The sequence below is a fragment of the Solimonas flava DSM 18980 genome (assembly GCF_000426685.1).
GTDB lineage: Bacteria > Pseudomonadota > Gammaproteobacteria > Nevskiales > Nevskiaceae > Solimonas > Solimonas flava.
Genome location: NZ_AUFV01000001.1, coordinates 325,478 through 350,404, shown reverse-complemented (window position 1 = coordinate 350,404; position 24,927 = coordinate 325,478). Strand labels below are relative to the sequence as shown.

Annotated in this window: 17 protein-coding genes; 3 read left to right on the top strand and 14 right to left on the bottom strand. The window is 68.3% G+C overall.

All coding sequences use genetic code 11. From position 1 onward, the window contains the following. Positions 1 to 14: 14 nt before the first annotated feature. From K343_RS0101575 to K343_RS0101535, 9 genes are all read right to left on the bottom strand, one after another. On the bottom strand, positions 15 to 1,316 hold the full coding sequence (locus tag K343_RS0101575; protein WP_028006578.1) for a serine hydrolase domain-containing protein: 1,302 nt from the start codon (positions 1,314 to 1,316) through the stop codon (positions 15 to 17). Continuing rightward, positions 1,313 to 2,563 carry a serine hydrolase domain-containing protein gene (locus K343_RS0101570; RefSeq protein ID WP_028006577.1) on the bottom strand — a complete coding sequence of 417 codons (1,251 nt, stop codon included), beginning with the start codon at positions 2,561 to 2,563 and terminating at the stop codon, positions 1,313 to 1,315. The genes K343_RS0101575 and K343_RS0101570 overlap by 4 nt, the downstream gene beginning before the upstream one ends. Continuing rightward, on the bottom strand, positions 2,548 to 3,825 hold the full coding sequence (locus K343_RS20400; RefSeq protein WP_051277820.1) for a metal-dependent hydrolase family protein: 1,278 nt from the start codon (positions 3,823 to 3,825) through the stop codon (positions 2,548 to 2,550). Before K343_RS20400 ends, K343_RS0101570 begins: the two co-directional genes overlap by 16 nt. Continuing rightward, on the bottom strand, positions 3,822 to 4,994 hold the full coding sequence (locus K343_RS0101560) for a serine hydrolase domain-containing protein (protein WP_211226135.1): 1,173 nt from the start codon (positions 4,992 to 4,994) through the stop codon (positions 3,822 to 3,824). Before K343_RS0101560 ends, K343_RS20400 begins: the two co-directional genes overlap by 4 nt. After that, positions 4,991 to 6,595: a tetratricopeptide repeat-containing sulfotransferase family protein gene (locus K343_RS20395; protein ID WP_051277819.1), complete on the bottom strand. Its 1,605-nt coding sequence runs from the start codon at positions 6,593 to 6,595 to the stop codon at positions 4,991 to 4,993. The genes K343_RS0101560 and K343_RS20395 overlap by 4 nt, the downstream gene beginning before the upstream one ends. Positions 6,596 to 6,600: 5 nt before the next feature. After that, a complete protein-coding gene (locus K343_RS0101550; RefSeq protein ID WP_028006575.1) occupies positions 6,601 to 7,608 on the bottom strand; it encodes a dipeptidase in 1,008 nt (335 codons plus the stop codon). 7 nt (positions 7,609 to 7,615) lie between these two features. After that, entirely contained in the window at positions 7,616 to 9,202 is a 1,587-nt protein-coding gene (locus K343_RS20390) for an amidohydrolase (RefSeq protein ID WP_051277818.1), read from the bottom strand. Continuing rightward, the gene (locus K343_RS20385) at positions 9,192 to 10,517 is read right to left on the bottom strand and encodes a spinster family MFS transporter (protein WP_161628844.1); all 1,326 of its coding nucleotides are present in this window, start codon (positions 10,515 to 10,517) and stop codon (positions 9,192 to 9,194) included. The genes K343_RS20390 and K343_RS20385 overlap by 11 nt, the downstream gene beginning before the upstream one ends. Before the next feature lie 163 nt (positions 10,518 to 10,680). After that, positions 10,681 to 13,011: a TonB-dependent receptor gene (locus tag K343_RS0101535; protein WP_028006574.1), complete on the bottom strand. Its 2,331-nt coding sequence runs from the start codon at positions 13,009 to 13,011 to the stop codon at positions 10,681 to 10,683. Between the two features lie 659 nt (positions 13,012 to 13,670). Between K343_RS0101535 and K343_RS0101530 the strand changes: the two genes are divergently transcribed. Then, entirely contained in the window at positions 13,671 to 15,296 is a 1,626-nt protein-coding gene (locus tag K343_RS0101530) for a GMC family oxidoreductase (protein WP_028006573.1), read from the top strand. Positions 15,297 to 15,436: 140 nt separating this feature from the next. Continuing rightward, positions 15,437 to 18,118, top strand: a complete 2,682-nt coding sequence (locus tag K343_RS0101525; RefSeq protein ID WP_028006572.1) for a N,N-dimethylformamidase beta subunit family domain-containing protein — start codon at positions 15,437 to 15,439, stop codon at positions 18,116 to 18,118. A 20-nt stretch (positions 18,119 to 18,138) separates the two neighbouring features. Here K343_RS0101525 and K343_RS0101520 read toward each other — a convergent pair whose 3' ends face one another. Together K343_RS0101520 and K343_RS20380 are read right to left on the bottom strand one after the other, a co-directional pair. Further along, positions 18,139 to 18,624, bottom strand: coding sequence for a RidA family protein (locus tag K343_RS0101520; RefSeq protein ID WP_028006571.1), 486 nt, complete (start codon positions 18,622 to 18,624; stop codon positions 18,139 to 18,141). Positions 18,625 to 18,682: 58 nt separating this feature from the next. Beyond that, positions 18,683 to 20,020 (bottom strand): spinster family MFS transporter, encoded by a 1,338-nt coding sequence (locus tag K343_RS20380; protein WP_366514330.1) that lies wholly within the window; start codon positions 20,018 to 20,020, stop codon positions 18,683 to 18,685. 385 nt (positions 20,021 to 20,405) lie between these two features. Between K343_RS20380 and ald the strand changes: the two genes are divergently transcribed. Beyond that, the gene (gene ald, locus K343_RS0101510) at positions 20,406 to 21,515 is read left to right on the top strand and encodes an alanine dehydrogenase (protein ID WP_028006570.1); all 1,110 of its coding nucleotides are present in this window, start codon (positions 20,406 to 20,408) and stop codon (positions 21,513 to 21,515) included. A 68-nt stretch (positions 21,516 to 21,583) separates the two neighbouring features. Here ald and K343_RS0101505 read toward each other — a convergent pair whose 3' ends face one another. From K343_RS0101505 to K343_RS20375, 3 genes are read right to left on the bottom strand one after another with little or no spacing between them, the layout of a single operon-like run. Then, positions 21,584 to 22,075 carry an Lrp/AsnC family transcriptional regulator gene (locus tag K343_RS0101505; RefSeq protein ID WP_028006569.1) on the bottom strand — a complete coding sequence of 164 codons (492 nt, stop codon included), beginning with the start codon at positions 22,073 to 22,075 and terminating at the stop codon, positions 21,584 to 21,586. Between the two features lie 40 nt (positions 22,076 to 22,115). After that, entirely contained in the window at positions 22,116 to 23,594 is a 1,479-nt protein-coding gene (locus tag K343_RS0101500; protein ID WP_211226133.1) for a glutamine synthetase family protein, read from the bottom strand. Beyond that, positions 23,591 to 24,901 carry an aromatic ring-hydroxylating dioxygenase subunit alpha gene (locus tag K343_RS20375; protein ID WP_043111831.1) on the bottom strand — a complete coding sequence of 437 codons (1,311 nt, stop codon included), beginning with the start codon at positions 24,899 to 24,901 and terminating at the stop codon, positions 23,591 to 23,593. The genes K343_RS0101500 and K343_RS20375 overlap by 4 nt, the downstream gene beginning before the upstream one ends. Positions 24,902 to 24,927: the final 26 nt, after the last annotated feature.

Sequence of the window (24,927 nt, the reverse complement as noted above, 5' to 3'; positions counted from 1 at the left end):
GCGGGGGTCTCCATTCAAGTCGGGGATGGGGCATCGGGCGCGCCGAACACGCCGGCACGGATCAGCTGGCGCGCGACGCCCTGAAAGCGGTTGTAGTCCTGGCGGTCCATCGCCGGCCAGGAGCTGAAGAAGGCGATCACCAGATCGTGCGCCGGCGACACGAGCAGACCCTGTCCTGCGTAGCCGCTCTTCCATAGCGTGCCGTCGGCGAATACCGCGTCCCACTGCCAGCCGTTGTGGTCGACGGCTTCGCCGTCGAAACCGCGCGCGTTCTGTTCGTGCTCGATGCCGCGCAGCAGCTCGGGACGGCCACCGCGCTGCATGCGGCGCAGCGTCGCCTTCGACACCAGCGCCGGCACGCTGATGTTGGCGGCGCTCGGCGTGTAGAGCATGCCGAGGCGACCGAGGTCGCGCAGCGTCATCGAGAACTCGGTATGCGGCGCTCCGCTCGGTGAAATGCCCATGTAGGCGTCGTGGTCGGCGCCGATGCGCTGCCACAGCCGCGCGCTGACGATCTCGGCCAGCGGCTGCCGCCAGACCGATTCGAGCAGCCAGGCGAGCACGAAGGTGTTGCGCGTCGCATATTCGAAGTCGGCACCCTGCGGCAGCGCCGGATCGCGGCGCATCGCCGCGATCAGCGCGTACGGCGACGGCGGCAGGCGCCCGTAGGCGCTGGCCCAGAACTCGGCCTCCCAGGCCTCTTCCTCGAGGCCGGTCTTCTGCATGCCCGACGCCATGTCGAGGATGTTCTGCACGCTCACGCCGGCCCAGTCGCTGTCCGCCAGCGCCGGCACGTAATGTTCGATGCCGAGCTGCGGCTCGACACGGCCGGCGTCGACCAGTTCGGCGACCAGCAGCGCGATCACGAGCTTCGATACCGAATACAGCTGGTGCAGATCGTCGGCGCGCATCCGCGGGTAGCGCTCGTAGACGACGCGGCCGTGCTGAATCATCAGCACCCCGTCCATCGGGAACGCATCGACGAAGCGGTCGACCGTCATCGCACCGAGCCGCGTCTGCACCGGCGTCCGGCCGATCTCCGGGCGCAGCGCGAACGGCAGCGTCGAGACCGGCCCGCCGCGCGCGATGCGCGCGCTCGGCGTGAACATCGGCGCGTGCAGGTTCTCGTAGCGGAAGGCCGCGGCGTCGCGCACGTCGTGGCCGCTGCCGGGCTTGAGCGGCGCCGCCTTGATCGCCGCGATGTCGCGCTGCGCCGTCGCCAGATCGGTCGGCGGCGCCTGCACCACGGCCGGCGCGCCGGCGCAGCCGGCGAGCAGCGCCGCGCACAGCAGAGCGCCGGGTGCGGAGCGCTTCACCGGTCGAAATACCCGCGCTCGACGAGCTGGCGCGCGAGCCACTGGAAGCGGTTGTATTCCGGACGGCCGGTCGCGGGCCAGGAGCCGAAGAACGCCACCACCAGATCGCGCTTCGGCGACACCATCAGCCCCTGCCCGCCGAAGCCGCTCTTCCATAGCGTGCCATCCGGGAACACCGCGTCCCACTGCCAGCCGTTGTGGTCGATCCTCGAACCGGGGAACGAGCGTTCGTTGAGCTCGACCTCGATGCCCTTGAGCAAGGCCGGCCGCCCCTCGAACTGCATGCGGTGCAGCGCCGCCGCCGACACCAGCGGCCGCGACGCGACCCGGCGCCAGCTCGGCGTGTAAAGCAGGCCGAGACGGCCGAGATCGCGCAGCGTCATCGCCAGCCGCGGATGCGGCGCGCCGTCAGGCGATACGCCGGCGTCGGCGTCATGTTCAGCGCCGATGCGCTGCCACAGGCGTTCGCTGACGACGTCGGTGAACGGGCGGTCCCACAGCGTCTCGACCAGCCAGGCGAGCACGAAGGTGTTCTGCGTGCCGTACTCGAAGTCGGTGCCCTGCGGGATCTGCGGATCGCGCTTCATCGCCGCGATTTCGTCGTAGGTCGAACCCGGCCGCCGGCCCATCATGCTCGCCCAGAATTCGTCCTCCCAGGCTTCGTCCTCGAGCCCGGTCTTCTGCATGCCCGACGCCATGTCGAGGATGTTCTGCACGCGCACGCCGGCCCAGTCGGTGCCGGCCAGGCGCGGGATGTAGCGCTCGATGCCCTGCTGCGGATCGACACGGCCGAGGTCGACCAGCTCCGCGACCAGCAGCGCCGGCACGATCTTCGAGACCGAATAGATCAGGTGCGCATCGTCGGCGCGCATCTTCGGATAACGCTCGTAGACGATGCGGCCGTGGTGCAGGATCAGCACGCCGTCCATCGGGAAGGCCTCGACGAAGCGGTCGACCGTCATCTCGCCGAGCCGCGTCTGCACGCGCGCCGCGCCGATATCGGCGCGCGGCGCCGGCGGCAGCGTCGCGACCGGCCCGCCGCGGGCGATGCGCGCGGTCGTGATGAATTCGCTGCTGTGCAGGCTTTCGTAACGGAACGCTGCGGCGTCCTCGTCGGGATCGCCGCTGAACGGCAGCAGCGGCGAGGCCGCGCGCAGCGCATGCCAGCGCTGGACCTGCGCCGGCGTCTCCTGCGCCGCCGCGACGCAGGCGGCGAGCAGCGCGGCGAGGCTCAGCGTGCGGCGCATGTCCCATCGTCCGGACCCGCGCGCAGGCGGTCGACGGCGCAGCGCCCGTCCTGCATCACCAGCGACAGCCGGCGGCGATCCTGCAGGATGCGGATGTCGGCGAGCGGATCGCCATCGACGCAGACCAGATCGGCGCGCTTGCCCGGTGCGATCGTGCCGGTCTCGCGTTCGAGGCCGCAGCAGCGCGCCGCGTCGCCGGTGGCGGCGACGATCGCCTGCATCGGCGTACAGCCGGCGTCGACCATCAGCTGCAGCTCGAACAGATTGTCGCCCTGGAAGCGTCCGAACGAATCCGAGCCCATCGCGAACCGCACGCCGGCCTTCACGGCGCGCGTGAAGCCTTCGGTGTGGATCGCGATCAGCTGTCGCGCGGCGCGCAGCGAGCTTTCGTGAATGCCGGCGTGCGGGTCGCGCTCGGCGATGCGCACGATGCCGTAGTTGCAGGACAGCGTCGGCACCAGCCAGGTGCGGTGCTGCAGCAGCAGCTCGATGTCGGCGTCGGAGAGATGGTACGGATGATCGACGCTGTCGACGCCGGCGCGGATCGCGTTGGCGACGCCAGGCCCGCCGTCGACGTGCGCCATCACGCGCTTGCCGGCGTTGTGCGCCTCTTCGACGACCGCGGCGATCTCGGCCGGCGTGAACATCGCGTGCGGCAGGCGCTCGGGATGCTTGTGCAGGCTGCTCGTGGTGTGGATGTTGAGCAGATCGGCGCCGGCGGCGAGCAGCTCGCGCGCGATCTGCCGCATGGCCTCGACGCCGCCGCAGTAGCGCACGACCTGGCCCATCGCGCCGGCCAGATCGAGCTTCGCCCCGGAGGCGCAGGCAATGTCCCAGATGCCGCCGGTCTGCGCGAGGATGACGATCGAGACCAGCAGACGCGGACTGTCGATCAGGCCCTGCTCCTGCGCCAGCCGGAAGCCGGCATCGAGGCCGCCGGCTTCGCGCACCGTGGTCACGCCGGCTTCCAATGTGTCGCGCAGCTGCGGCAGCGTGCGCATCACCGTCAGCGAGGCCGGCGTGGCGATGCGCGCTTCGAGCTCGTAGTCGTAGGCGCCCAGATGCGCATGACAGTCGATGAAGCCCGGCAGCAGCGTGCGGCCGGCGAGATCGATCGCCGTCGCCGCCTCGACGCCGGCCAGTTCGGCATCGGCGGCGACGGCCGCGATGCGGCCGTCCTCGATCAGGACCGCCTGCGCCTCGCGCGGCGCGGCGCCGCTGCCGTCGATCAGGCGCGCGTGGCGCAGCAGCATGCGGCTCATTGCAGGGCTCCGATCACGCGGCGGATCATGCCGGCCAGCACCTCGCGATCCTCGTCCATCCAGCGCGTGACGATCAGCAGGTCGTGCGCACGATCGACGATTACGTAGTTGCCGCCGACGCCGTCGGCGTAGAACAGATCCGGCGGCAGATCCGGCCATGCGCTCGGTCCGTGATTGAGCCACCACATGTAGCCGTAGTTCGGCTTGGCCGGCGACGGCGTCGTCGCGCGCTCGATCCAGCGCTTCGACAGCACGCGCTTGCCGTCCCAGGCGCCTTCGTTGAGGAACAACAGGCCGAAACGCGCCTGATCGTAGGCGGACACGAACATGCCGCCGCCGAAGTGGCCGCCGCCGGTCACCGAGACCATCATCTGGCCGTCGATCTCGACCTTCGCGTTCTCGAAGCCGTACCAGCGCCAGCTCGGCGATGCGCCGATCGGATTCATGATGCGTTCGCGCAGCACCGCCGGCAGCGGCTTGTGCAGCAGCTGCAGCAGTGCGTACGCGGCGAGATTGACGCGCACATCGTTGTACTTGAAGAACGTGCCGGGCTCGTGCAGCGGCTGCGCGCGCATCTGGTCGAGCGTCAGGCCCGCCGGCGGCCGGTCCATCCAGTCGTCGAGGCCGAACAGTTGCCCGCGCCAGTCCGAAGACTGGTTCAGCAGGTTCTCCCAGCTGATCTTGCCGTTGTGTTCGCCGTCGAAACTGCCGTCCCAGACGACGTCGGCGGCGCGCGCGCTCAGGTCCGGCAGCAGGCCGTCGTCGTAGGCGACGCCGGCGACCGTCGAGAGATAGCTCTTCGTCACGCTGAAGGTCATGTCGACGCGCCCCGGCTCGCCCCAGCTGGCGACGATGTAGCCGTGGCGGATGATCAGCCCGGTGGGACCGGGCCGGTCCTTCATCGGCCCGAGCATGCGGTAGCCGGGTTCGTTCCGATAGCGCTCGAGGTTCATCACGCGCAGATCTCGCGGCGCCGGGAATTCGTGCGCCTGCGCGTATTGCACGGCGGCCTGCAGGCGGTCCGCGTCGAAGCCCTGACTGGCCGGCGTCGCCGTCTGCCAGCTGCCGCTCGGCGGAAAGTAAGGCTTGGCGATCGCGACCGCCGACAGGCAGGCCGCGCACGCGGCGGCCAGCAGGCGCGCCGCAGCGCGTCCCTTTGGGATGCTCACCATTCGTACCCCAGTCCGGCCGCCCGGTAGTCCGGACTGGCGTGAATGCGCTCGGCCAGCGGCACCAGGTATTCGGCGTAGTGCGTCCAGCGCCCGACCGCCGAACCATAGAGTTTCTGGCGGACCTGCACGGCGCTGGCCGTGGTGCTGGCGCTGGCGTTGCGCTCGAAAGACAGGCAGGCGTCGTCCCACGGCAGGCCGCAGTGTTCGAGCAGGCGCGCGGTCTGTCCGCGCTGGTCGGCCACCACGTCCTCGTAGCGCACGCGCAGGATGCGACCCGGCATCGTGCGATGCCAGTGGTTCATCAGGCGCAGATAGGCCAGGTAGTAGCGGCCGAGGTCGTCGAGGTCGTACGAGAATGGATAGGCCAGCGTGAACAGCTGCTTGTACATCGACAGGCAGGCATCGAGCGGATGGCGCACCAGCTCGACGATGCGGGCGTTCGGCAGCGCGCGCGCGATCAGGCCGCAGTACAGGTAGTTCAGCGGCATCTTGTCGATGAAGTGCGCGCGGTGGCCGGTCAGCGGCCGCGTGCTGGCGACATAGCGCTCGCCGAGTGCGGCGAAATCGATCGACGTCGACGCCGCGATCATCTGCAGCTTGTCCATCGGCGCCGCGCCGGGCGGCTGCACGGCGCGGGTCATCTCGATCGCGAAGTGGTTGAGTTCCCCCGCCGAGCTGACCTGCGGATGACTGGCGAGGATGCGCTCGACCAGGGTCGTGCCGGTGCGCGGCAGCCCCAGCACGAAGATCGGTTCGTCCGACGGATGGCCGGCCGTGGCGCCGGCGGCGAACGGACCGAAGCTGGCGATGATGGCGTCGATCGCCGCCTCGTCGTCAGCGACGTCGTAGCGCATGTGCGCACGGCGGCTGGCGCCGGCGCGCTTGAGCGCGGCAAAGCTCTTCGCGTAATCGCCGAGGTCCTCGTATTCCTTGGCCAGCGCGTAGCAAAGCTGCGATTCGCCCTGCCAGTTGGCGCCGACCGCCGCCAGACAGGCTTCGAGCTCGGCGATGTGATTGCGTTCCGGCGTCTGCCGGCGCAGGCCGGCGCGCAGGTAGCGCGCCTCGTGGTTGCCGGGCTTCAGCTTCAGGCCCGCTTCGTAGGCAGCCTCGGCCTCGTCGATGTGGCCGAGAAAGCGCTCGGTCGAGGCGAGGTTGAAGCAGACGCCGGCGTTGCCCGGATCGAGCGCGCGCGCGCGCCGGTAGAGCGGCAGCGCTGCGGCGTGGTCGTCGGCCGCGGTATGGAACGCCGCGACCTGCGCGACTACTGCCGCGTCGTCGCCGGTGAGCGCCTCGACCGCCTGTGCGATCCGGCGCGCTTCCTCGTGCCGGGACAGCTGCAGCAGCACCCGCGCCTTGCGCAAATGCAGCAGCGGCAGGTCCGGCTCGAGCGTGAGCGCCCGCTCGATATATTCGAGTGCTTTGGGCAGATTGCCGAGCCGCTGGGCGATGAAGCTGCCGGCCTCCCAGCCGCCGACGAAACCCGGAAAGCGCTCGCACAGCGCCTTGCACGCCAGCGCCGCCTCGCCGAAGCGGCCGGCCCGCAACTGCTGCTGCACGGCCTCGTAGGCCGCGCGGCACTGCAGGCTGACCGCTTCCACCGGATTCAGCCCCAGACCTGCGCCATCACGCGCAGCCAGTTGCCACCCATCACGCCCTTGAGCTCGGCCTCGCCCCAGCCCATGCGCGCGAGCACCTGCGCGACCTTGGCGATCACGTCGGGACCGGCGAAGGCCGGCTTGTTCGACGTCAGGTAGCCGCCGACCGGGTATTTGCGATCACGTCCGGCCTTGGCGAAGTTCGACAGGAAGTACGGGATATCGTGCACCGAGTCGAGACCGAAGCCGACGTGCTGCGGGCCGACGAGATTGGCGAAGTGGTCGATATGGCGCGCGATGATCTCCGGCGAGTTGTCGAAACGCGCTTCGGAGAGGAACAGGCCGACGCCGTTGACGCCGATCACGCCGCCGGTCGCGGCGCAGGCGCGGGCCTGTTCGTCGGTGATGTTGCGCTGATGGTTCCACAGCGCCTTGGCATTGGAGTGCGAGAAGATCACCGGCGCGCTGGACAGCTCCATCGCGTCCAGCGAGCTGCGGTAACCCGTATGCGAAACGTCGACGATCATGCCGACGCGGTTCATTTCGGCGACCAGCGCCTTGCCGTAGCGGCTCAGGCCGACGTCGCTGTCCTCGTGGCAGCCGTCGGCGACGAGATTGCGCGAGTTGTACGCCATCAGCATGTGCTTGACGCCGAGCCGGGAGTAGACCTCGACCAGACCCAGATCACCGAGCAGCGCGTTGGTGCCCTGGAAGTGGAAGTTGATCGCGACCTTGCCTTCGGCCTTCGCGCGCTCGATGTCGGCGACCCGCTCGACCAGCACATACAGATCCGGATGGTCGGCGATATGCGCGCGCGCCTCGCCGAGCCAGCGCATCGCGCCGTCGATGGTCGGCTCGTCGCTGGCGATCGTGATCGAGGTGTAGGTGACGCCGAGCGCCAGGCGTTCGCGCATCGCGCCGGCGAAGTCCGGCGTGTACAGCGGCCCGCAGGGCGACTGCGGGAAGGTCATGTCGCAGACGATGACGTCGTCGATCGAAACAGGGTATTCGGACATCTTGCTCTCAGTTGACGGGGCCGCGCGCATGCACGACGCGGCCGTTGACGATGGTCTGCTCGACCGCGATCGACGCCAGCGTCGACGGATCGGCGAGCAGCGGATTGTCGGCCAGCACGACGAGGTCGGCATACTTGCCGGGCTCGATGCTGCCCTTGTCGTGTTCCTCGAAGGCGATTCGCGCACCGTTGACGGTATACAGCGCCAGCGCTTCGCGCGCGCTCAGGCGACGTTCGGACTCCGGGTGCGCAACGAGCCGCTGCATGCCGATCAGCGGCCCCATCGGCATCGGGTCGGCGTCGGAACCGCCGGCGATCAGCACGCCGGCATCGACGATGCGCCGGTACGGGTGGCGACGCTGGTAGCGCGCGTAGCCCAGATACGCGACCAGTCCGGCCGGCTCGTCGTCCGGCTGCGGCAGCGGGTCCGGGACCAGCGCGAAATTCGGCTGCATGCCGACGGCGACGCCGAGCCGCGCGGCACGCTCGATGTGCTCGGCGGTCGGCAGGCTGAAGTGCTCGATGCGGTGACGGTGATCGGCGCGCGGCGCCTCCGCGAGCGCCCGCTCGTAGGCGTTCAGCAACTGGTCGATGGCACCGTCGCCGATCGCGTGCATGCTGATCTGCAGGCCTGCCTTGTGCGCACGGCCGACGAAGTCGTAGAGCTCGTCGTTCGAGAAATACAGGCTGCCCTTGCTGTCCGGGCAGTTGCAGTACGGTTCGAGCAGCGCCGCCGTGCATTCGCCGTAGGCGCCGTCGACCCAGATGCAGCCGCCGATGCGCGGCAGCTTCCAGTCGAGCGCCTTCTGCACGTCGGTCGACTGGAAATAGACGACCGTGCGGACCGGCAGGTTCGCCTGCTCGCGCAGCAGCACCTCGACGTCGCGCTCCGGCAGCCAGCCGCGGCCGTCCGGGCTGCCGCCTTCGAGCGCATGCACGGTGGTGATGCCGACCTCGGCGGCCATCTGCGAGGCACGCTGCAGGGCCTGCACGCGCTGCGCGTCGCTGATCGCCTGGTTGTAGTACCGGTAGCGCGCCCAGGTATTGGCCTTGTTGGTCAGCATGCCGTTGAAGCGACCGGCTTCGTCGTGGCCGAGTCCGGCGACACCATTGAGATCAAGCATCGCCATCGCCGGCGTGTTGACGATGCAGCCGTGCGCGCCGACGTCGCCGATCATCACCGCGCGTCCGGATGCGACGCGATCGAGATCGGACAGCGTGATCGGCGCGTCGAGATCGGCGATCGCCAGCCCGTGCACGAGCATCGGCTGACCGGCCGGCATCGCCGCGTGCGCATCGGCCACGACCTGCAGCACCTGTGCTTTCGAGCTGACGTCGTAAACCTGCGGGCCGATGCTGCCAAGCCCGGTCTGCATGAAGTGGACGTGCGAATCAATGAATCCCGGCACGATCGTGCGGCCGTCCAGATCGACGACTTGCGTGTCCTCGCCGATCCAGCGATGCGCTTCGTTCTCCGGCACGACCGCGACGACACGGCCACCGCTGATCGCGATCGCCTGCAGTGCGCCGGTGCCGGTTTCGCCGGGCGCCATCGTCACGACGGTGGCGCCGCGCAGTACGAGTTCAGCCTGCATTGGCGAGTTCTCCAGCCTTTGCGTCTTCCGGCAGGCACCGGGCCGCGTACATCATCAGCGAGAAGCCGATCAGCGAAGCGATCAGCGTCCACGCCAGCGCGTAGCGCAGCGCGACGTCACCGTAGGTCGGAGCGAAAGCGTCGCTGAGGATGCCGGTGACCAGATTGCCGAGAGCGATGCCGATGATGTTGAAACTCAGCAGGATCACCGCCGATGACACGGCACGCATGCGCAGCGGCATCACGCGCTGCGTCACGGCGATCGTCGGCGCCATGTACGAGGCACCGCAGAACGTGCCGAGGAAGTAGTAGATGAACAGCATGTCGCTGTTCGGCGCGAACAGGAAGACCAGGATCAGCGGCGCCGTGATCAGGCCGCCGAGACCGGCGATCCAGACATACCAGCGCAGATCGCGCGCCGACAGGCGATCAGCGAGCATGGCGAAGAACATCGTGCCGAGCACGCCCGCGATGCCGCCGAGCAGGCCGATCTTCTCGCCGACCTCGGCGCTGCCGTAGCCGTGCACGCGGATCAGGAAGGTCGCGCCCCAGATGTCGATCGCGTCGCCGGCGAACACGAACAGGCCGGTGCCCAGCGTGTAGGCGACGAACGAGCGACGCGCGAGCATGAAGCGCATGACCTCGCGACCGCTCGGCCGTGCGGCGTCGACCAGTCCGTCGGACAGGCCGCGCGGCGGCTCCTTGACGGTCAGCCTGAACCACAGCGCGAACAGCAGGCCGGGCAGCGCCGCGACCATGAACGCGTGGCGCCAGCCGTACTGTTCATTGAGCCAGCCGCCGACCCCCAGGCCAAGCCCCAGGCCGAGATAGAGGCCGATGCTGAAGACGGCGATCGCCGTCGCGCGCTGGCGCAGCGGAAAATAATCTGAGATCAGCGAGTGCGAAGGTGGACTGCAGGTCGCCTCGCCGATGCCGACGCCGAAGCGCGCGAACGCCAGGTGCGCGAAATTGCTGGCGACGCCGCAGACCGCGGTCATCGCGCTCCACAGCGCCAGGCCGCCGGCGATGATCGTGCGCCGTACGCTCAGATCCGACCAGCGCGCGATGAACAGGCCGGCCAGCGAGTAGATCGCCGAGAACGCGAAACCGCTCAGGATGCCAAGCTGGGTGTCGGACAAGCCGAGATCCTGCTTGATCGACTCCATCGTGATGATCAGCAGGTAACGGTCGAACCAGTTGAAGACATAGACCAGCAGCAGCATCGCGAGCACGTACCAGGCATAAAGCCCGGCGCGCAATGGTGCGGTCGTGGCAGCAGCCGCGGACGGTGCTGTCGATGCAACGGACAATTTCATCAATTCATCCTTCAGATGCCGCACCGGACAGGCGCTGACGCCGCCGATGCGGCGCCGGCGTCCTGCCTGGCGCGGCATGCAAGCCGCGGACCGGCGCTGCGGCGCGATGAAGGTACGGCGCGCCACGGCGCCGCACCTCCTGCCCGCTGCGCCGGCATGGCGCTCAGAACGAGTAGCCTGCCATCAGGCCGATCGTGCGCGGCCGCTGGATGAACGCCAGGCTGCCCGGCCGCGAGCCGGGTGTCGTGTCGTTGGAGACATCGACCGCCGTCACGCCGTTGACGTCCGTGAGGTTGTTGACGTAGGCCCCGACGCGGACATTGCGCACGTTCCAGGTGACCGACGCGTTGAGCGTCGTGAAGCCGCCGAGTTCGGCCCAGTTGCGCGATTCCGCGTTGAGCGCCGTGTTCGTGCCACTGCGATACATCGCATCGACGCGATAGGTCAGCTCCGAGCCGCCGAACGCCGACACCGGCTGGTAGGCCATCAGGGCCGCAGTCACGTTGCTCTTCGGCACGCCCGGCAGCGCGTCGCCGTCGTAGCCGTTGAAGCCGGAGCGCAGCGTGAAGTCCTCGGTCACCTTGGCGTCCGTGTAGGCGTAGCCGACGGCCGCGTCGAGCCAGGTCGCCAGCGCCGCGTTCAGCTGCAGTTCGAAGCCCTGCGACACGGCGTCGCCGCCGTTGCCGAGCGTGGCGATGCCCGAGCCGGGCGCCGGGAACTGGATCTGCATGTCCTTCCAGAAGATCTTGTACAGCGCCGCGGTGTAATTCAGGCGACCGAAGAGACGGCCCTTGGCCCCGACTTCCCAGTTCGTCGCGTAGTCCGGCTTGTACTCGACGAGCGCCGGGTCGGCGGCGAACGGACCGACCATCGGCAGGGCGTTGTCGCCGCCCTGGCGGTAGCCCTGCGACCAGGTGAAGTAGACCATGTTCTGCTTCGACAGCTCGTACGAGGTGTTGATCTTGAAGATCTGATCCTGATCCGAGGATTTCTTGCGCGCATCGAAGGTGCCTTCCGGCCCGACGTAGGGATTGCCCTCGATCGAACGGCGATCCTGCGAGACCCAGAACACGCGCGCGCCGCCGGTGACCTGCCAGGCATCGGTCAGGTGGTAGGTCAGCTCGCCGAACAGCGCGGTGTTGCTGTTCTTGTTGTCCTTGTCGAGCACGAAGGTGAGGTCGTTGTCGAACGTGCCGTCCGGATAGAACGTCTGGTAGTACTGCGCCCAGGTCGCATTCGGATCACCCAGCGCGGCCACCGCCGTCGGATGTCCCGGCATGTTGGTGAATTCCGCCCAGCCCGGGATGTAGCCCGGCACCGAGGACTTCTGCTGGTTGTGCGTGTAGTACGCGCCGACGACCCAATCCCAGGCGCCGCCGTTCTCCGAGGCCAGGCGCAGTTCCTGCGTGAAGCGCTTGGTGCGGTACAGGATGTCGTTGTAGGCGCTGATGCGGGGGAAGTCCGCATAGAAACCCTGCAGCTGCAGGCCGAAGTTCGTGTAGTCGGTCTGCGAATCCTGATCGCTATCGGTGTACGAAGTGTCCGAGGTCAGCGTCGCGAAACCGAGATGCGCGTTGACCTCCAGCGAGTACAGATCGTCGACGACCTTGGCCGGCGACTTGCGGTTGCGGGTGCTGTAGCGCTTTTCGTCCGGATTGTCGTTATAGGCAATGCCGCTGAAATCCGCGGCGCGGCTGTCCTGATGCTGGAACATCAGCAGCGCATCGACATCGTCGCTGATCTGCCACAGCAGCGACGGGCGGACGTACCACAGGCTCGAGCTGTCGACATCGTGCTCGGCATGGTAGGTCGCATCGCTGCCGAAGTAATCGCTCGGATCGGCCAGCGTCGGCGTGCCGTCGGCCTGATAGTTCATCAGGCGCTTGGCGTCGACCACGCCGGCGTTGCGCGAGTAGCCGGCCGAAATGCGCAGGCCGACATTGCTGCCGAGCGGCTGGTTGAAGATGCCATCGACGCTATTGTTGAAGCCGTCCGAGTCCGAGGTCTGGCTCAGCGAGGCCTGGACATCGCCGGACTGCTTGCTCAGGTCCGGACGCTTGAAGATGTAGCGAATCGTGCCGCCGACCGCACCGGCACCGTAGAGCGTGCCCTGCGGGCCGCGCAGGACCTCGATGCGCTCGACGTCGGTGATGCGCAGGTTCGAGAACAGCGGCGTGCCGTTGATGTAGGTCGAAACCGTCTGGTCGCCCGCGGCCGGCGAAGAGTTGTTGAGGCCCGTCGACGTTCCGTTGAGGCCGCGCAGCACGATGCCGTTGTTGATACCGTTCGAGCGCGCGCCCAGATCGGCGTAGACCAGGCCGGGAACCTGGCGTGCGAGGCTCGCCGTGTCGGTGACGCCGGCCGCCGCCAGATCGTCGCCGGTCACGACGGCGATGTTGTAGGGCACCTCTTGCACCGACTGGCTGCGGCCGGTCGCCGTGACGACGATTTCCTCGATCTGCGCACCGGTGTCGGCCGACTCGGCCCATACCACTTGGCTGCCGCACAGGCCTGCAACTGCCAGTGCGAGCGGAGTTTTGTTGCCTAGCTTAGTGATTACATGACGCTTTTTTAACGACGACATAGTCGGGCCTCGGCTGGACACTACAAAAAATGATCGCGTTCGGGGTCGTTCGCATCGTTGATTACGAAATACGAACACTTCTCCATTATGCGAACATCATGCCATCCGCACTTTGTCCCGCGGAAAGGACTTTTCCCGGTGTTTTCCGTCATTTCGTTACGGCATCCGAACAAATAACATGTTCTGTTCCCCGGACACTGCCTTTTCCCGCAAGGTCGGAGCACCCGATTGGGACACACGGCCACAGGCGGCGCCGTCATGGTGCAGACACACGGCAGAATCCGGTGCCGAAGCGATGATGCGCGCTGGCGTCATGTCTAGAACCACCTCGCATATCGGCCTGCAAAGCAGCGGAGCCGCGGCGTCCGGTCGTTCCCGTGCCGACCTTCCGCGCCGACCTGAGCGGCCCTCGGCCACGGCACGATCATTGCTGGATAAGTTCGTATTAGAAATATATGTTCGTATTTTGTATTTCTAACGCATCCAAACCCGCTCCGCCAGCTGATGTCCGGCGGACGGCGCAAGCGCCGCGCCGCTGACGCCTCTTCTTCGACCGCGATTCCCGCCTCATGGCTCAGACCTTCGACTCCGAATTCGACTTCATCATCATCGGAGCCGGCTCGGCCGGCTGCGTCCTGGCCAGCCGCCTGAGCGAGAGCGGACAGCACCGCGTGCTGCTGCTCGAGGCCGGCGGGCCCGACCGCAATCCGATGATCCACGTACCGATGGGCATCCGCTGGCTGGTCGGCAACCCGAAGACCGACTGGCGCTTCCGCACCGAGCCCGAGCCGGGGCTCGGCGGACGCACGCAGCCCTGGCCGCGCGGCAAGATGCTCGGTGGCTGCTCTTCGATGAACGGTCTGGTCTACGTTCGCGGCTTTCCCGCCGACTACGATGAGTGGGCCGAGAACGGCTGCAGCGGCTGGTCGTGGTCCGAGGTATTGCCCTACTTCCTCAAGTCGGAAGGCAACCGTCGCGGCGCCAGCGCCCTGCACAACGAGCGCGGACCGTTGCCGGTGATTCCCGCCACGATCCGCAATCCGCTCTGCGACGCCTTCGTCGCCGCCGGACGCGAGACCGGCGACGGGGTCACCGACGACTTCAACGGCCCGCAGCCGGAAGGCCTCGGCTTCTTCGACTCGACGCGCCTCAACGGTCGCCGCCAGTCGACGGCCGTCGCCTTTCTGCATCCGGCACGCAAGCGCGCGAACCTGCAGGTCGACACCCACGCGCAGGCCACGCGCTTGCTGTTCGACGGCCGGCGCGCCGGCGGTGTCGAGTACGTGCAGCACGGCCGCACGCTGCGCGCCCGCGCGCGCCGCGAGGTGATTCTCAGCGGCGGCGCGGTGAATTCGCCGCAACTGCTGATGCTCTCCGGGGTCGGTCCCGCCGAAGCGCTGCGCGCGCTCGGCATCGGCGTCGTGCACGACGCGCCGGACGTGGGCCAGCAACTGCAGGAACACCTCGACGTCGTGCTCGAATACGAATGTCTGCAGCCGGTCACCGCCTACCAGTACATCCCCAAGCACCGTCAGCTGCTGGCCGCCGCGCAGTGGGCCCTGACCCGCAGCGGCTTTGCATCTGACCTGCTGCTGCCGGTCGGCGGCTTCCTGCGCAGCCGCAGCGGCCTGCGCGCGCCCGACGTGCAGCTGCACCTGATCCTGGCACTGCCGCGCACGCCCGAGCGTCCGGTGCCGGATCGCGAAGGTTTCGGCATTCATGTCTGCAATCTGCAGCCCGACAGCCGCGGCCAGATCCGGCTCGCCTCGCCGGATCCGCTCGCCCATCCGATCATCGAGCCGCGCTTCCTGTCGGTGCGCGAAGACATCGTGCCGATCCGCGACGGCATTCGCGCCGCGCGCCGCATCGCCGCATCGGCTGCGATGCAGCCGTTCACCGGCCGCGAAATGGAGCCCGGCCCCGACGTCATGGACGACGCGGCGCTCGATGCCTTCATCCGCGACAAGGCGGAAACCGTCTTCCACCCCACGAGCTCGTGCCGCATGGGTGGCGACGCCCGATCGGTCGTCGATCCGCAGCTGCGCGTGCGCGGCGTGGCCGGCCTGCGCGTCGTCGACGCCTCGGTCATGCCGCGCGTCCCGCGCGCCAATACCAACGCACCGACGATCATGATCGCCGAGAAAGGCGCCGACCTGATCCTCGCCGACGCCGGCCGCGACGCCGTCCTGGCCTGAGCGACGGCCGTCGCCCGCCGGACGCATCGCCTGCATGCCCACCCTCCACACCGGCTCGCCGCAACACGCAGACCCACTGCGCGCATCACGCTGATTCCCGCCGCAAGCACCACGTGTCACGCGTTCCGGAGCCTGATTCGATGAGCCTCTCCCTTGCCGACCAGACCATTCTCGAACGCAAGCTGCGCCCCGCCTTCAGCGCAGCCCTCGTCGAGGAGCACCGGCAGCGGCCGTTCGGCCCGCACTCGGCGGATCTGGCTTCGCTGCTGCTGTTCCTGCGCCGCAACCCCGATCCGCAGAAGCTGCGCTACTGCGTGCTGCGCAGCGGCCAGCCGCCGCGCTGGGGGCTCGGCCACAAGCCGGTCGTGGCCGGCGCGGCGATTACGTCGATCGGTCCTGCCTGTTATGCCTCGCGCGGCGACGCCGAGCACGCCGTCTTCCTGCGCCGCCTGCAGGATTACGGACTACTGGCGAGCGGCGAAACTCCGCCGCATCCGGCCGCTGCCGTCGAGCCGCCGGGCCTGATGGGCTATCTCGATACGCTCAGCGCCGCGCCGGGTCAGAGCGTGACGCTGCACGTCAGCGCCCGCTCGCCGCGCTGGCGCGCCGACCTCGTGCGCCTGCTGTGCGCCGATCTCGCGCCGGAAGGGCCGCCGCTGCGCGAGGAGGTCGTGACGTCGGTGGCGCCGGTCGAATGCGATGCCATCGTGCAAAGCACCACCGTCGGCTCGTACGGGCGCGTCGATCTGCCCGATCCGCCGTTCGACGTCGCCGCCGGCTTCAGCCTCTGCGTACTCGCTATGCCGACGCTGCCCGGCGACGGCGTGCAGACACTGCTCGCACAACGCGATGCGGCTGGCGATGCCGGCTGGGCCCTGTTTCTCGACGAGTGCGGCGTGCCGGCGTTCTGGCTCGGCGGAGCCGACGGCGGCACGACGCTGGCGCTGGCGGAGCCGCTGCTGCGCGGCTGCTGGAGCCAGATCGCCGTCGTCGTCGACGCGCAGGCCCGCCGCGTGCGCCTAGCCTGCGCGCCGGCGGGCACCCGTGCCAGCAACCGCGTCTGGATCGGCCGTGGGCGGGCCCAATCCGCGCAGGCAGAGCTGAAATCAGCGCCGGTGCTGGCGACTGCGCGACCGCTGCTGATGGCGGCGGCCTGGCTCGACGCGAAAGGCCAGCCGCAGCAGCGCTTCGACGGCCGCCTCGAACGGCCGACGCTGATCGGCGGTGTGCGCAAACTCGACGCCCTGCTCGCGCCGCAACCGGACGCCGACGCCGCACTCGCGGCGCTGGCACCGCTGGCACTGTGGGATTTCGCCGCCGGCCTCGGCCGCTCCGGCATCGCGCACGTGGCGCAGCTGCACGACCGCGGTGCACACGGCTGGCACGCCCGGCTGCATCAGCATCCAGTGCGCGGGGTCACCAGCCACGCCTGGGACGGCCTGGAATTCGACTTCCGCCACGCGCTGCAGCAGTACGCGGCCGCGCATTTCCATCGCGACGACATGAGTGATTGCGGCTGGACGCCGCAGGCGCAGATCCGCATCCCGGACGACCTGCCGTCCGGCGTCTACGCGGTGCGCCTGCAGGCGCTCGGCGACGACAGCGGCGCCGTCGACCGCATTCCGTTCGCGGTGCGTCCGCCGGACGGCCAGGCGACGGCACCGGTGCTGCTGGTGCTGTCGACGAACGCCTATCTGGCCTATGCCAACGATCACGTCGGCGTCGATTCGCCGCGCATGCAGATGATGGTGCGGCGCGCGCTGCAGTACGACGAGTTCGACCTGTACCGCCATCATCACCGGGAACTCGGCGCCTCGCTGTACGAAGCGCACGCCGACGGCACCGGCAACTGCTACTCCAGCGCCCGGCGCCCGATCCTGACGATGCGGCCGCAGACGCAGACCTTCAACGGCCGCACCTGGCAGTTCCAGGCCGACCTGCAGATCATCGACTGGCTCGACCGCAGCGGCCGCGCGTTCGACGTCGTCACCGATCACGATCTGCATCGCGAAGGTGCGGCCCTGCTGTCGCGCTATCGCTGCGTGATGACCGGCACCCATCCCGAGTACCCGACGCGCCGCATGCTCGACGCGTACGGCGACTACGTCGATGACGGCGGGCGGCTCGTCTACATGGGCGGCAATGGTTTCTACTGGGTCACCGCCTACGACCAGGACGACGCGCAGATCATCGAGATCCGCCGCTGGGCCGGCAGCGAAGCCTGGCGCGCGCTGCCCGGCGAATATCACCTGAGCTTCACCGGCGAACAGGGCGGTCTGTGGCGCAACAACGGACGTGCGCCGCAAAAGACCGTCGGCGTCGGCATGGTCGCCGCCGGACTCGTCCACGGCGGCGCACCGTACGCACGCTGCATCGGGCCCGACAATCGCGCGGCCTGGGTGCTCGAAGGCGTGACGCGTGATGTCTTCGGCGAGCATGGCACCGCCGGCGCCGCCGCCGGCCTGGAAATCGACGCCACCGACCCGGAGCTCGGCACGCCGGCCGGCACGATCGTCGTCGCCACCTCCGGCGGCCGCCACCCCGACGAGATGCTCGAAGCGCGCGAGAACTACGGCATGACGCTCGCCGCGCCCGGCGGCTCCGGTAACGCTCGGGTGCGCGCCGACCTCGCGCTGACGCCGGTCGACGGTAGTGGTGGCGTGTTCGCGACCGGCTCGATCGCATTTGCCGGCGCGCTGGCGCACGACGACGACATCGCGCGCATTCTGAGCAACGTGCTCGACCGCTTCTGCAGCGGTCAGGCGCTGCTCGACCCGCCGGTCGGCGCCGACGCCGGCGAGCCGGGAACGCCGCCGGCGTGAGCGCGGCCCGCGCTGCGCCGTCAGTCGATCTGCACTGTCAGCGAGGTTTCGAAGCAGTAGTTGTCGGACAGCGACGGCGTGCCCAGGCTCGCGCGCGGACCGACGCCGATCTCGGCGCCGAACACCTCGGCGAGCAGATCGGTGAGGCCGTTGGTGACCTTGTGGTGCTCGATGAACTCGGGCGTCGAGGCGATGAAGTTGACCGAGCTGACGATGCCCGACACGCGGTCGAGATCGCCGATCGCGCGCTTGATCGTCGAAATGCAGTTGATGCCGGTCTGCCGCGCCGCCATGTAGCCGTCCTCGATCGACAGATCGTGGCCCAGACGCCCCGGATAGCGGGCCTTGCCGTCCTCGAGGCCGGCGGTGTGCCCGCCGAGGAACAGCAGGCGACCGGAGATGAAGTACGGCTTCATCAGCCCGTAGCGCTGCCCGTAGCGGCCCGGCCCACCGGCCGGCGTGGTGAGGACGATGCCGAGTTCTTCGAGGCGCTTTTCGATCTGCACGGTGAGTTCCTGATTTTCGGAAAGGGTGGAAAACCGCGGCGCAGCCGCGGGCGATGGGTCAGCTGTCTGCCGGCGCCGCATTGGCGGCGATGTCGCGGCGGATTGCGGCGGCGGCATAGAGCAGACAGGCGAAGCCGAGCAGTGAGCCGAGCTGCAGCCACAGGATCGCCGCCTGCAGCGAAGCAGCCCCGAGCTGCGGCTTGAGCAGGTCGCTGATCAAGCCGACGGCGAAACTGCCGCCGCCCATGCCGAGCAGGTTCAGCACCAGCAGCATCGTCGCCGCACCGAGCGCGCGGACCCGCGGCGGCAGCACCAGCTGGCCGACGGTGAACAGCGGCGCCGCGTAAGTTGCCGAAGCCAGCGCGGCGAGGAAGTAGAAGAGATACGTCCATATTCCTTGCGAGGCGAAGAACAGACGTTCGAACGGCAGGAACAGCGCGAAGCCGATCAGCGGCAGCCACAGATACCAGCGCGGATCGCGACGCGCGAGGCGGTCGCAGAGCAGGCCGACCGACAGCGTGCCGAGAATGCCGGAGAAGCCGACGACGGAGCCGCTGATCATGCCGACCTGCGCGGTATCGAGACCGCGGATGCGGATCAGGTAAGTCGGCGCCCAGCTCAGGAACGACGTGCTGGTGATGGTCAGCGTGCCGAGCGCGAACGCGCCGCCGACGAAAGCCCGGCGGTCGGCGATCAGGCGCGCGCTTTCCAGCAGCGAATAACGCCGATCACCGCGGGCACCGCCCTGCTCCTGCGCGCCACGCAGGGGCTCACGTACGAACAGAAAGACGATCGCGGCCATCACCGTGGCCGGAATGCCGAGCACGACGAAGGCCGCGCGCCAGCCGTAGTGCGCGCTGACGGCGCCGCCGAGCGTCAAACCGCCCCAGATGCCGATCGAGGTGCCGAGGCTGTAGATCGCGATCGCGCGACTGCGGTGCGACGGCGGGAAGTAGTCCGAAATCAGCGAGTACGCCGCCGGACTGCAGCCTGCCTCGAAAGTCGCGACGCCGAAGCGCGCGAGCGCCAGCGTGCGGAAGTCGCGCCCCAGGCTGCTGAGCATGGTCGCGATGCTCCAGCCGAGCGCCGCGATCGACAGCACGAGCGTCCGCGAGCGGCGATCCGCCCAGTACGCGAACGGCAGCCCCGCCAGCGAGTACATCACGGTGAACGCGAACCCGGTCAGCAGGCCCATCTGCGTGTCACTGAGCTGCAGCTCGCGGTGGATCGGCTCGATGAGGATCACCATCAGGTAGCGATCCATCCAGCAGCAACTGTAAACGCCGACCAGGATCAGCAGTACGAACCACGCATAAGGCCGTACCTCAGGCGTTGCCGGAGCCGTATTCGCAGCGGCAGGAGGCGTGGACTCTGGATGGCCCGGAGACAGATTCATTTCGACAGGGTTCCGTACGAGTGGCGTTCCCGGCGTGGAACGCATACCCGGAAAATTTCCATAAGAATCGACGATTCTTTAATTTGAAATTTCTCCAGCAATTTAAGCGCCATCAGCAGCGGCGCGGCGCGCTGCCTCGAAGGCTTTGAATGTCGTGCTTTGAAAAGCCGCTTCCATGGCTGACAGGGTCGGAAACAGCGCGTGCCATGATGCCCGCTCGCAGCCTGGAATGGGAGCGTATCGCGCATGACGAAGCCTTCCGCCACGGCGCCGGAATCCGCCGCGGAAATCCACCGCCAGCAACGCGTCGACGAACCAAAATCGCGGGGCTTCTCCAGCTCGTCGGTGCTAATTTTTTCATCCCGACAAACCGTTGGCGAAATCCATGAAAATCAGCATTCCGAAGGAAACGAAGACTCACGAGTATCGCGTCGGCATGACGCCGGCCGGCGTCGCCGAACTGGTCGCCGACGGCCATCAGGTCTTCATCGAGACCCAGGCCGGCACTGGCGTCGGCTTTGCCGACGAAGCCTATGTCGCGGCCGGCGCACAGATCGTGGCGGACGCCGACGCGGCCTTCGCGGCCGGCGAACTGATCGTCAAGGTCAAGGAGCCGCTGGCACCGGAATGCGCGCGACTGCGCAGCGGCCAGGTGTTGTTCACCTATCTCCACCTCGCCGCTGACCCGGCCCAGGCCCGGGGCCTGCTCGCATCCGGCGTGACCGCGATCGCCTACGAGACCGTCACCGCACCGGGCGGCGGCCTGCCGCTGCTGGCGCCGATGAGCGAGGTCGCCGGGCGCATGTCGGTACAGGTCGGTGCGACCTATCTGCAGAAGGAAAACGGCGGCGCCGGCGTGCTGCTTGGCGGCGTACCGGGCGTGCTGCCGGCCAAGGTCGTGGTCATCGGCGGCGGCGTCGCCGGCACGCAGGCTGCGCGTCTGGCGATCGGTGCGGGCGCCGGTGTCAGCGTCGTCGATCGCTCGCTGCCGCGCCTGCGTGAACTCGATGCCCAGTTCGGCAATGCCGTGAAGACGGTGTTCTCGACCCGCAGCGCGATTGCCGATCTCGTCGCCGACGCCGATCTGGTGATCGGCAGCGTGCTGGTGCCCGGCGCCAGCGCACCGAAGCTGGTCAGGCGCGACATGGTGGCGTCGATGCGCCCCGGCTCGGTACTCGTCGACATCGCGATCGACCAGGGCGGCTGCTTCGAAACCAGCCGGCCGACCTCGCATACCGATCCGGTCTACCTCGTCGATGGCGTCGTGCACTATTGCGTGACCAACATGCCGGGTGCAGTGGCCCGCACCGCGACGCTGGCGCTGACCAACGCGACGCTGCCGTTCGTGCGCAGCATCGCCGCGTCTGGCTGGCAGCCGGCATTGCGTGCGAATGCGCATCTGCGCAACGGTCTCACCACGCACGCCGGTGCGTTGACGCACGAACTGGTGGCGCGCGATCTCGGCATGCTCTCGGTCTACAAAAGCTGGAACTGAGAGGCCGGATTGAGCCTCTCAGGAATCGGGAACCGGCGCCTGCACGGCGCCGGTTCCAACGCTCGAGCTTAGACCTCGACGTCGGCAATGCGCAGACCTTCCGACGGCATCGGCGGCTCGCGCTTCACGGTGCGGATGGCCATGCTGGAATGCACGCTGACGACACCCGGCAGGCGCGTCAGCACCGTATCGTGCAGCCGCTCGAAGCCGGCCATGTCGTTGACCGACACCAGCAACGTGTAGTCGTGCTGGCCGGTCATCAGATAGCACTCGAGAATCTGCGGCACTTCGCGCACCGCCGCCTCGAAGCGTTCGAGGTCGGCGCGTTCCTGCCGCAGCAGGCTGACGTTGACGAACACGCTCACGCCATAGCCGGACAGCGAAGGATCGAGCAAGGCCGTATAGCCAGCGATCAGGCCGCTGCTTTCGAGCATGCGCATGCGCCGGGCGCAGGACGATTCCGACAGGTGCACCCGTTCCGCGAGCTTTGCGACCGGCATTCGGCCATCGCGCTGAAGATGACGGATCAAGGCCACATCGTACCGGTCCAGCCGTTTCATCCCTGTACGCATACCATCACCTGCCACGCTCGCGGCTCCATCAAAACACGTCGAAATACTCGCGCTGCTCCCAGTCCGTGACCTCGTCGGACAGGAACCGGTGCAGCTCGAATTCCTTGATCGTCAGGAAGTAGTCGACGAACGGCCGGCCGAGCTGCTGCGCGAACAGCTCGCTGCCGCGCAGCGCCGAAACCGCCTCGACGAGGCTGCGCGGCAACAGCTGCGTGCCGGGCGCGTACGGGGTATCGACCGCCGGGCCCGGATCAAGGCCCTGCTCGATGCCGGCCAGTCCGGCAACGATCTGCGACGCGAAGTACAGATACGGATTGGCTGCCGATTCGCCGATGCGGTTCTCGACATGCGAGGCCGGATCGTCGGCGCCGCCGATCACGCGAAGCATCGCGCCGCGGTTGTCGCGGCCCCAGACGATGTTGTTCGGCGCCAGCGAGAACGGCCGGAAACGCTTGTAGCCGTTGATGGTCGGCACCGGCAGGATGCAGGACTCGGCGGCATGGCGCAGCAGTCCGCCCATGAAGGCAAGGCCGGTCGGCGACAGCGCCTGTTCCGGATTGGTCGACATGAACGCGTTGCTGCCGCCGCTGCGCGTGACCAGCGACTGATGCAGATGCCAGCCGCTCGACATCGCGCCGGGAAAAGCCGGCCGGCACATGAAGGTCGCATGCAGGCCGAGCCGGCGGCAGATCTGCTTGATCGCCGAACGCGCCAGCACGACGTTGTCGGCGGCGGCGATGCCGGCGACCGGCCCGAAGGTCACCTCGCACTGGCTCGGCCCGAACTCGACTTCGAGCGTGCGCACCGGCAGGCCGAGCGCGACGAGGTCGGCGCGCAGACGGTCGAGCACCGGGTCGAGTTCGTCGTAGCGCGTCTCGGTCAGGTACTGGAAGCCGCGCGACAGCACGCTGACATCCGGCGCCGGCCCGGACGGCATCGCGCTCTGCGCGATCGTGTGTTTGCTGTCCTCAAGCTTGTAAACGTAGAACTCGAGTTCGATGCCGGCCAGATAGTCGAAGCCGGCAGCGCCGAGCCGATCGAGCTGGCGCGCGCACAGCTGGCGCGTCGAGAACGGCACCGGCTCGCCGTTCTGGAAGTAGGCGTCGCACAGCACCCAGGCCGAATGCGGCGCCCACGGCAGCACGCGAAACGTCGCCGGATCGGGCACCGCGACGAAATCGCTGGCACCGGTCATCTCGCTCATGCCCATGCCACCGCCGCCGCTCCACACTGGGTAGACCGTGCGGTGCGAGGTGTCCTTCGACAGCAGTGTCGTGGTCATGCCGCAGCCGTTGCGGAACACTGACGGCAGCAGGTCGGCGACGATGGTCTTGCCGCGCAGCACGCCGTGCTGGTCGGCGAACGCCAGGCGCACGGTCTTGATGCCACGTTCGGCGACCAGCGCCAGTGCCGCACGCGCCGCCTCCGCCTGCGCGGGCGACCACGGCGCGTAGCGCTCGACGAATCCGCTACGGCCGACGCCGGCCGGATTGATCACGGCGCTCACGCACGCACTCCCGCCCACCAGGGCGCGCCGTCGCGGCGCTGCGCATCGAGCGCGCGCCAGCAGGCCTCGCCGAGTTCGCTGCCGCCGATCGCGTCGACGGCGACCGGCCCGCTGTCCGGCGCCGCCAGCGGCGTCCGGAACGGCAGCGCCGCGGACTGCTGCGCCGCCTGGATCGCCGCGCGCAGCAAGCGACGGTTGGCGATGATCGCGACATCCGTACGGCCGAGATGCTCGATCGTGCGGTCCTGGATCGCGCCCTGCGACTCGACCGCCCACTGGTCGTGGACGTTGATGTCCATGCCCATGCCGGTGTAGGTCTGCGTCGCCTGCTCGTCCGGGCTGTAGCCCCAGTCGTTGTCGCGGCCCGCCGTCGGCCTGTAGTCCGGCAGCGTGTGCCGTTCCAGGCGCTGCGCGCGCATTTTCGCGCGATCGACCGGGGCGTCGAAGCTGGTGAAGATCGAGTACCAGAAGCAATGCGTATCGTCGATCGGCACGTGCCACTGCGTGATCGTCATGTCGCCGCTCATCGGAATCGCGATGGCGTTCGGGAACACGAGATTGGTGATGCGGTAGTGCGTCTGCTCCTGCGGCAACCGGCGCGTGGTGACGATGCGCAAGCCGTAGCCGGTCGGCTCTGTGCGGATTTCCGGCCGCGCGTAGTCGCGCAGCACCTGCGTCAGCGGGATCGCGGTATCGGCGGCGCTGGCGCGGAACTGCTTGCCGTACGAATCGCGCGGGTCCTCGTCTTCGAAGAAACGATGCAGGTACGAAGCGTGGGCCGGATCGATGCCGATCTCCAGCGCCTGCAGCCAGTTGCAGTCCCACTGCCCTTTGAACGCGAAGGTGTGGCTGTCCGGCGCGCGAAAGCAGTCGAAATCCGGAAACGCCGGCGGCTCGCCTTCGCCGAGGTACGCGAAGATGATGCCGCCGCGCTCGACGCACGGATAGGCGCGGTGACGGATGCGCTCGTGCAGCGTGCTGCCTTCCGGCTCGGCCGGCTGTTCGAGGCAGTGCCCGTCGACGTCGAACAGCCAGCCATGGAACGGGCAGCGCAGACCGCCGTTCTCAAGGCGGCCGTAGCAGAGATCGGCGCCGCGATGCGAACAGCGGCGGTCGACCAGGCCGTAGCGGCCCTGCTCGTCGCGGAACAGGACCAGCGACTCGCCGAGCAGCGTCACCGGCCGCACCGGGCGCGGGCCGTCCAGCTCATCGACGAGCGCCGCCGGCTGCCAGTACTGGCGCAGGACCGCACCGGCGGCGCTGCCCGGACCGATACGCGTGATGAGTTCGTTATCCTCTCTGTTCATCGATCTGCTCCGCAATTTCGGTGGCG

Bases quoted from the DNA above. Each gene is read 5' to 3' on its own strand.
- K343_RS20375 (WP_043111831.1), bottom strand. From the start codon at position 24,901: ATGAACAGAGAGGATAACGAACTCATCACGCGTATCGGTCCGGGCAGC.
- K343_RS0101505 (WP_028006569.1), bottom strand. From the start codon at position 22,075: ATGAAACGGCTGGACCGGTACGATGTGGCCTTGATCCGTCATCTTCAG.
- K343_RS20390 (WP_051277818.1), bottom strand. From the start codon at position 9,202: ATGCAGGCTGAACTCGTACTGCGCGGCGCCACCGTCGTGACGATGGCG.
- K343_RS0101550 (WP_028006575.1), bottom strand. From the start codon at position 7,608: ATGTCCGAATACCCTGTTTCGATCGACGACGTCATCGTCTGCGACATG.
- K343_RS0101530 (WP_028006573.1), top strand. From the start codon at position 13,671: ATGGCTCAGACCTTCGACTCCGAATTCGACTTCATCATCATCGGAGCC.
- K343_RS0101525 (WP_028006572.1), top strand. From the start codon at position 15,437: ATGAGCCTCTCCCTTGCCGACCAGACCATTCTCGAACGCAAGCTGCGC.
- K343_RS0101570 (WP_028006577.1), bottom strand. From the start codon at position 2,563: ATGCGCCGCACGCTGAGCCTCGCCGCGCTGCTCGCCGCCTGCGTCGCG.
- K343_RS20380 (WP_366514330.1), bottom strand. From the start codon at position 20,020: ATGAATCTGTCTCCGGGCCATCCAGAGTCCACGCCTCCTGCCGCTGCG.
- K343_RS20385 (WP_161628844.1), bottom strand. From the start codon at position 10,517: ATGAAATTGTCCGTTGCATCGACAGCACCGTCCGCGGCTGCTGCCACG.
- K343_RS20400 (WP_051277820.1), bottom strand. From the start codon at position 3,825: ATGAGCCGCATGCTGCTGCGCCACGCGCGCCTGATCGACGGCAGCGGC.
- ald (WP_028006570.1), top strand. From the start codon at position 20,406: ATGAAAATCAGCATTCCGAAGGAAACGAAGACTCACGAGTATCGCGTC.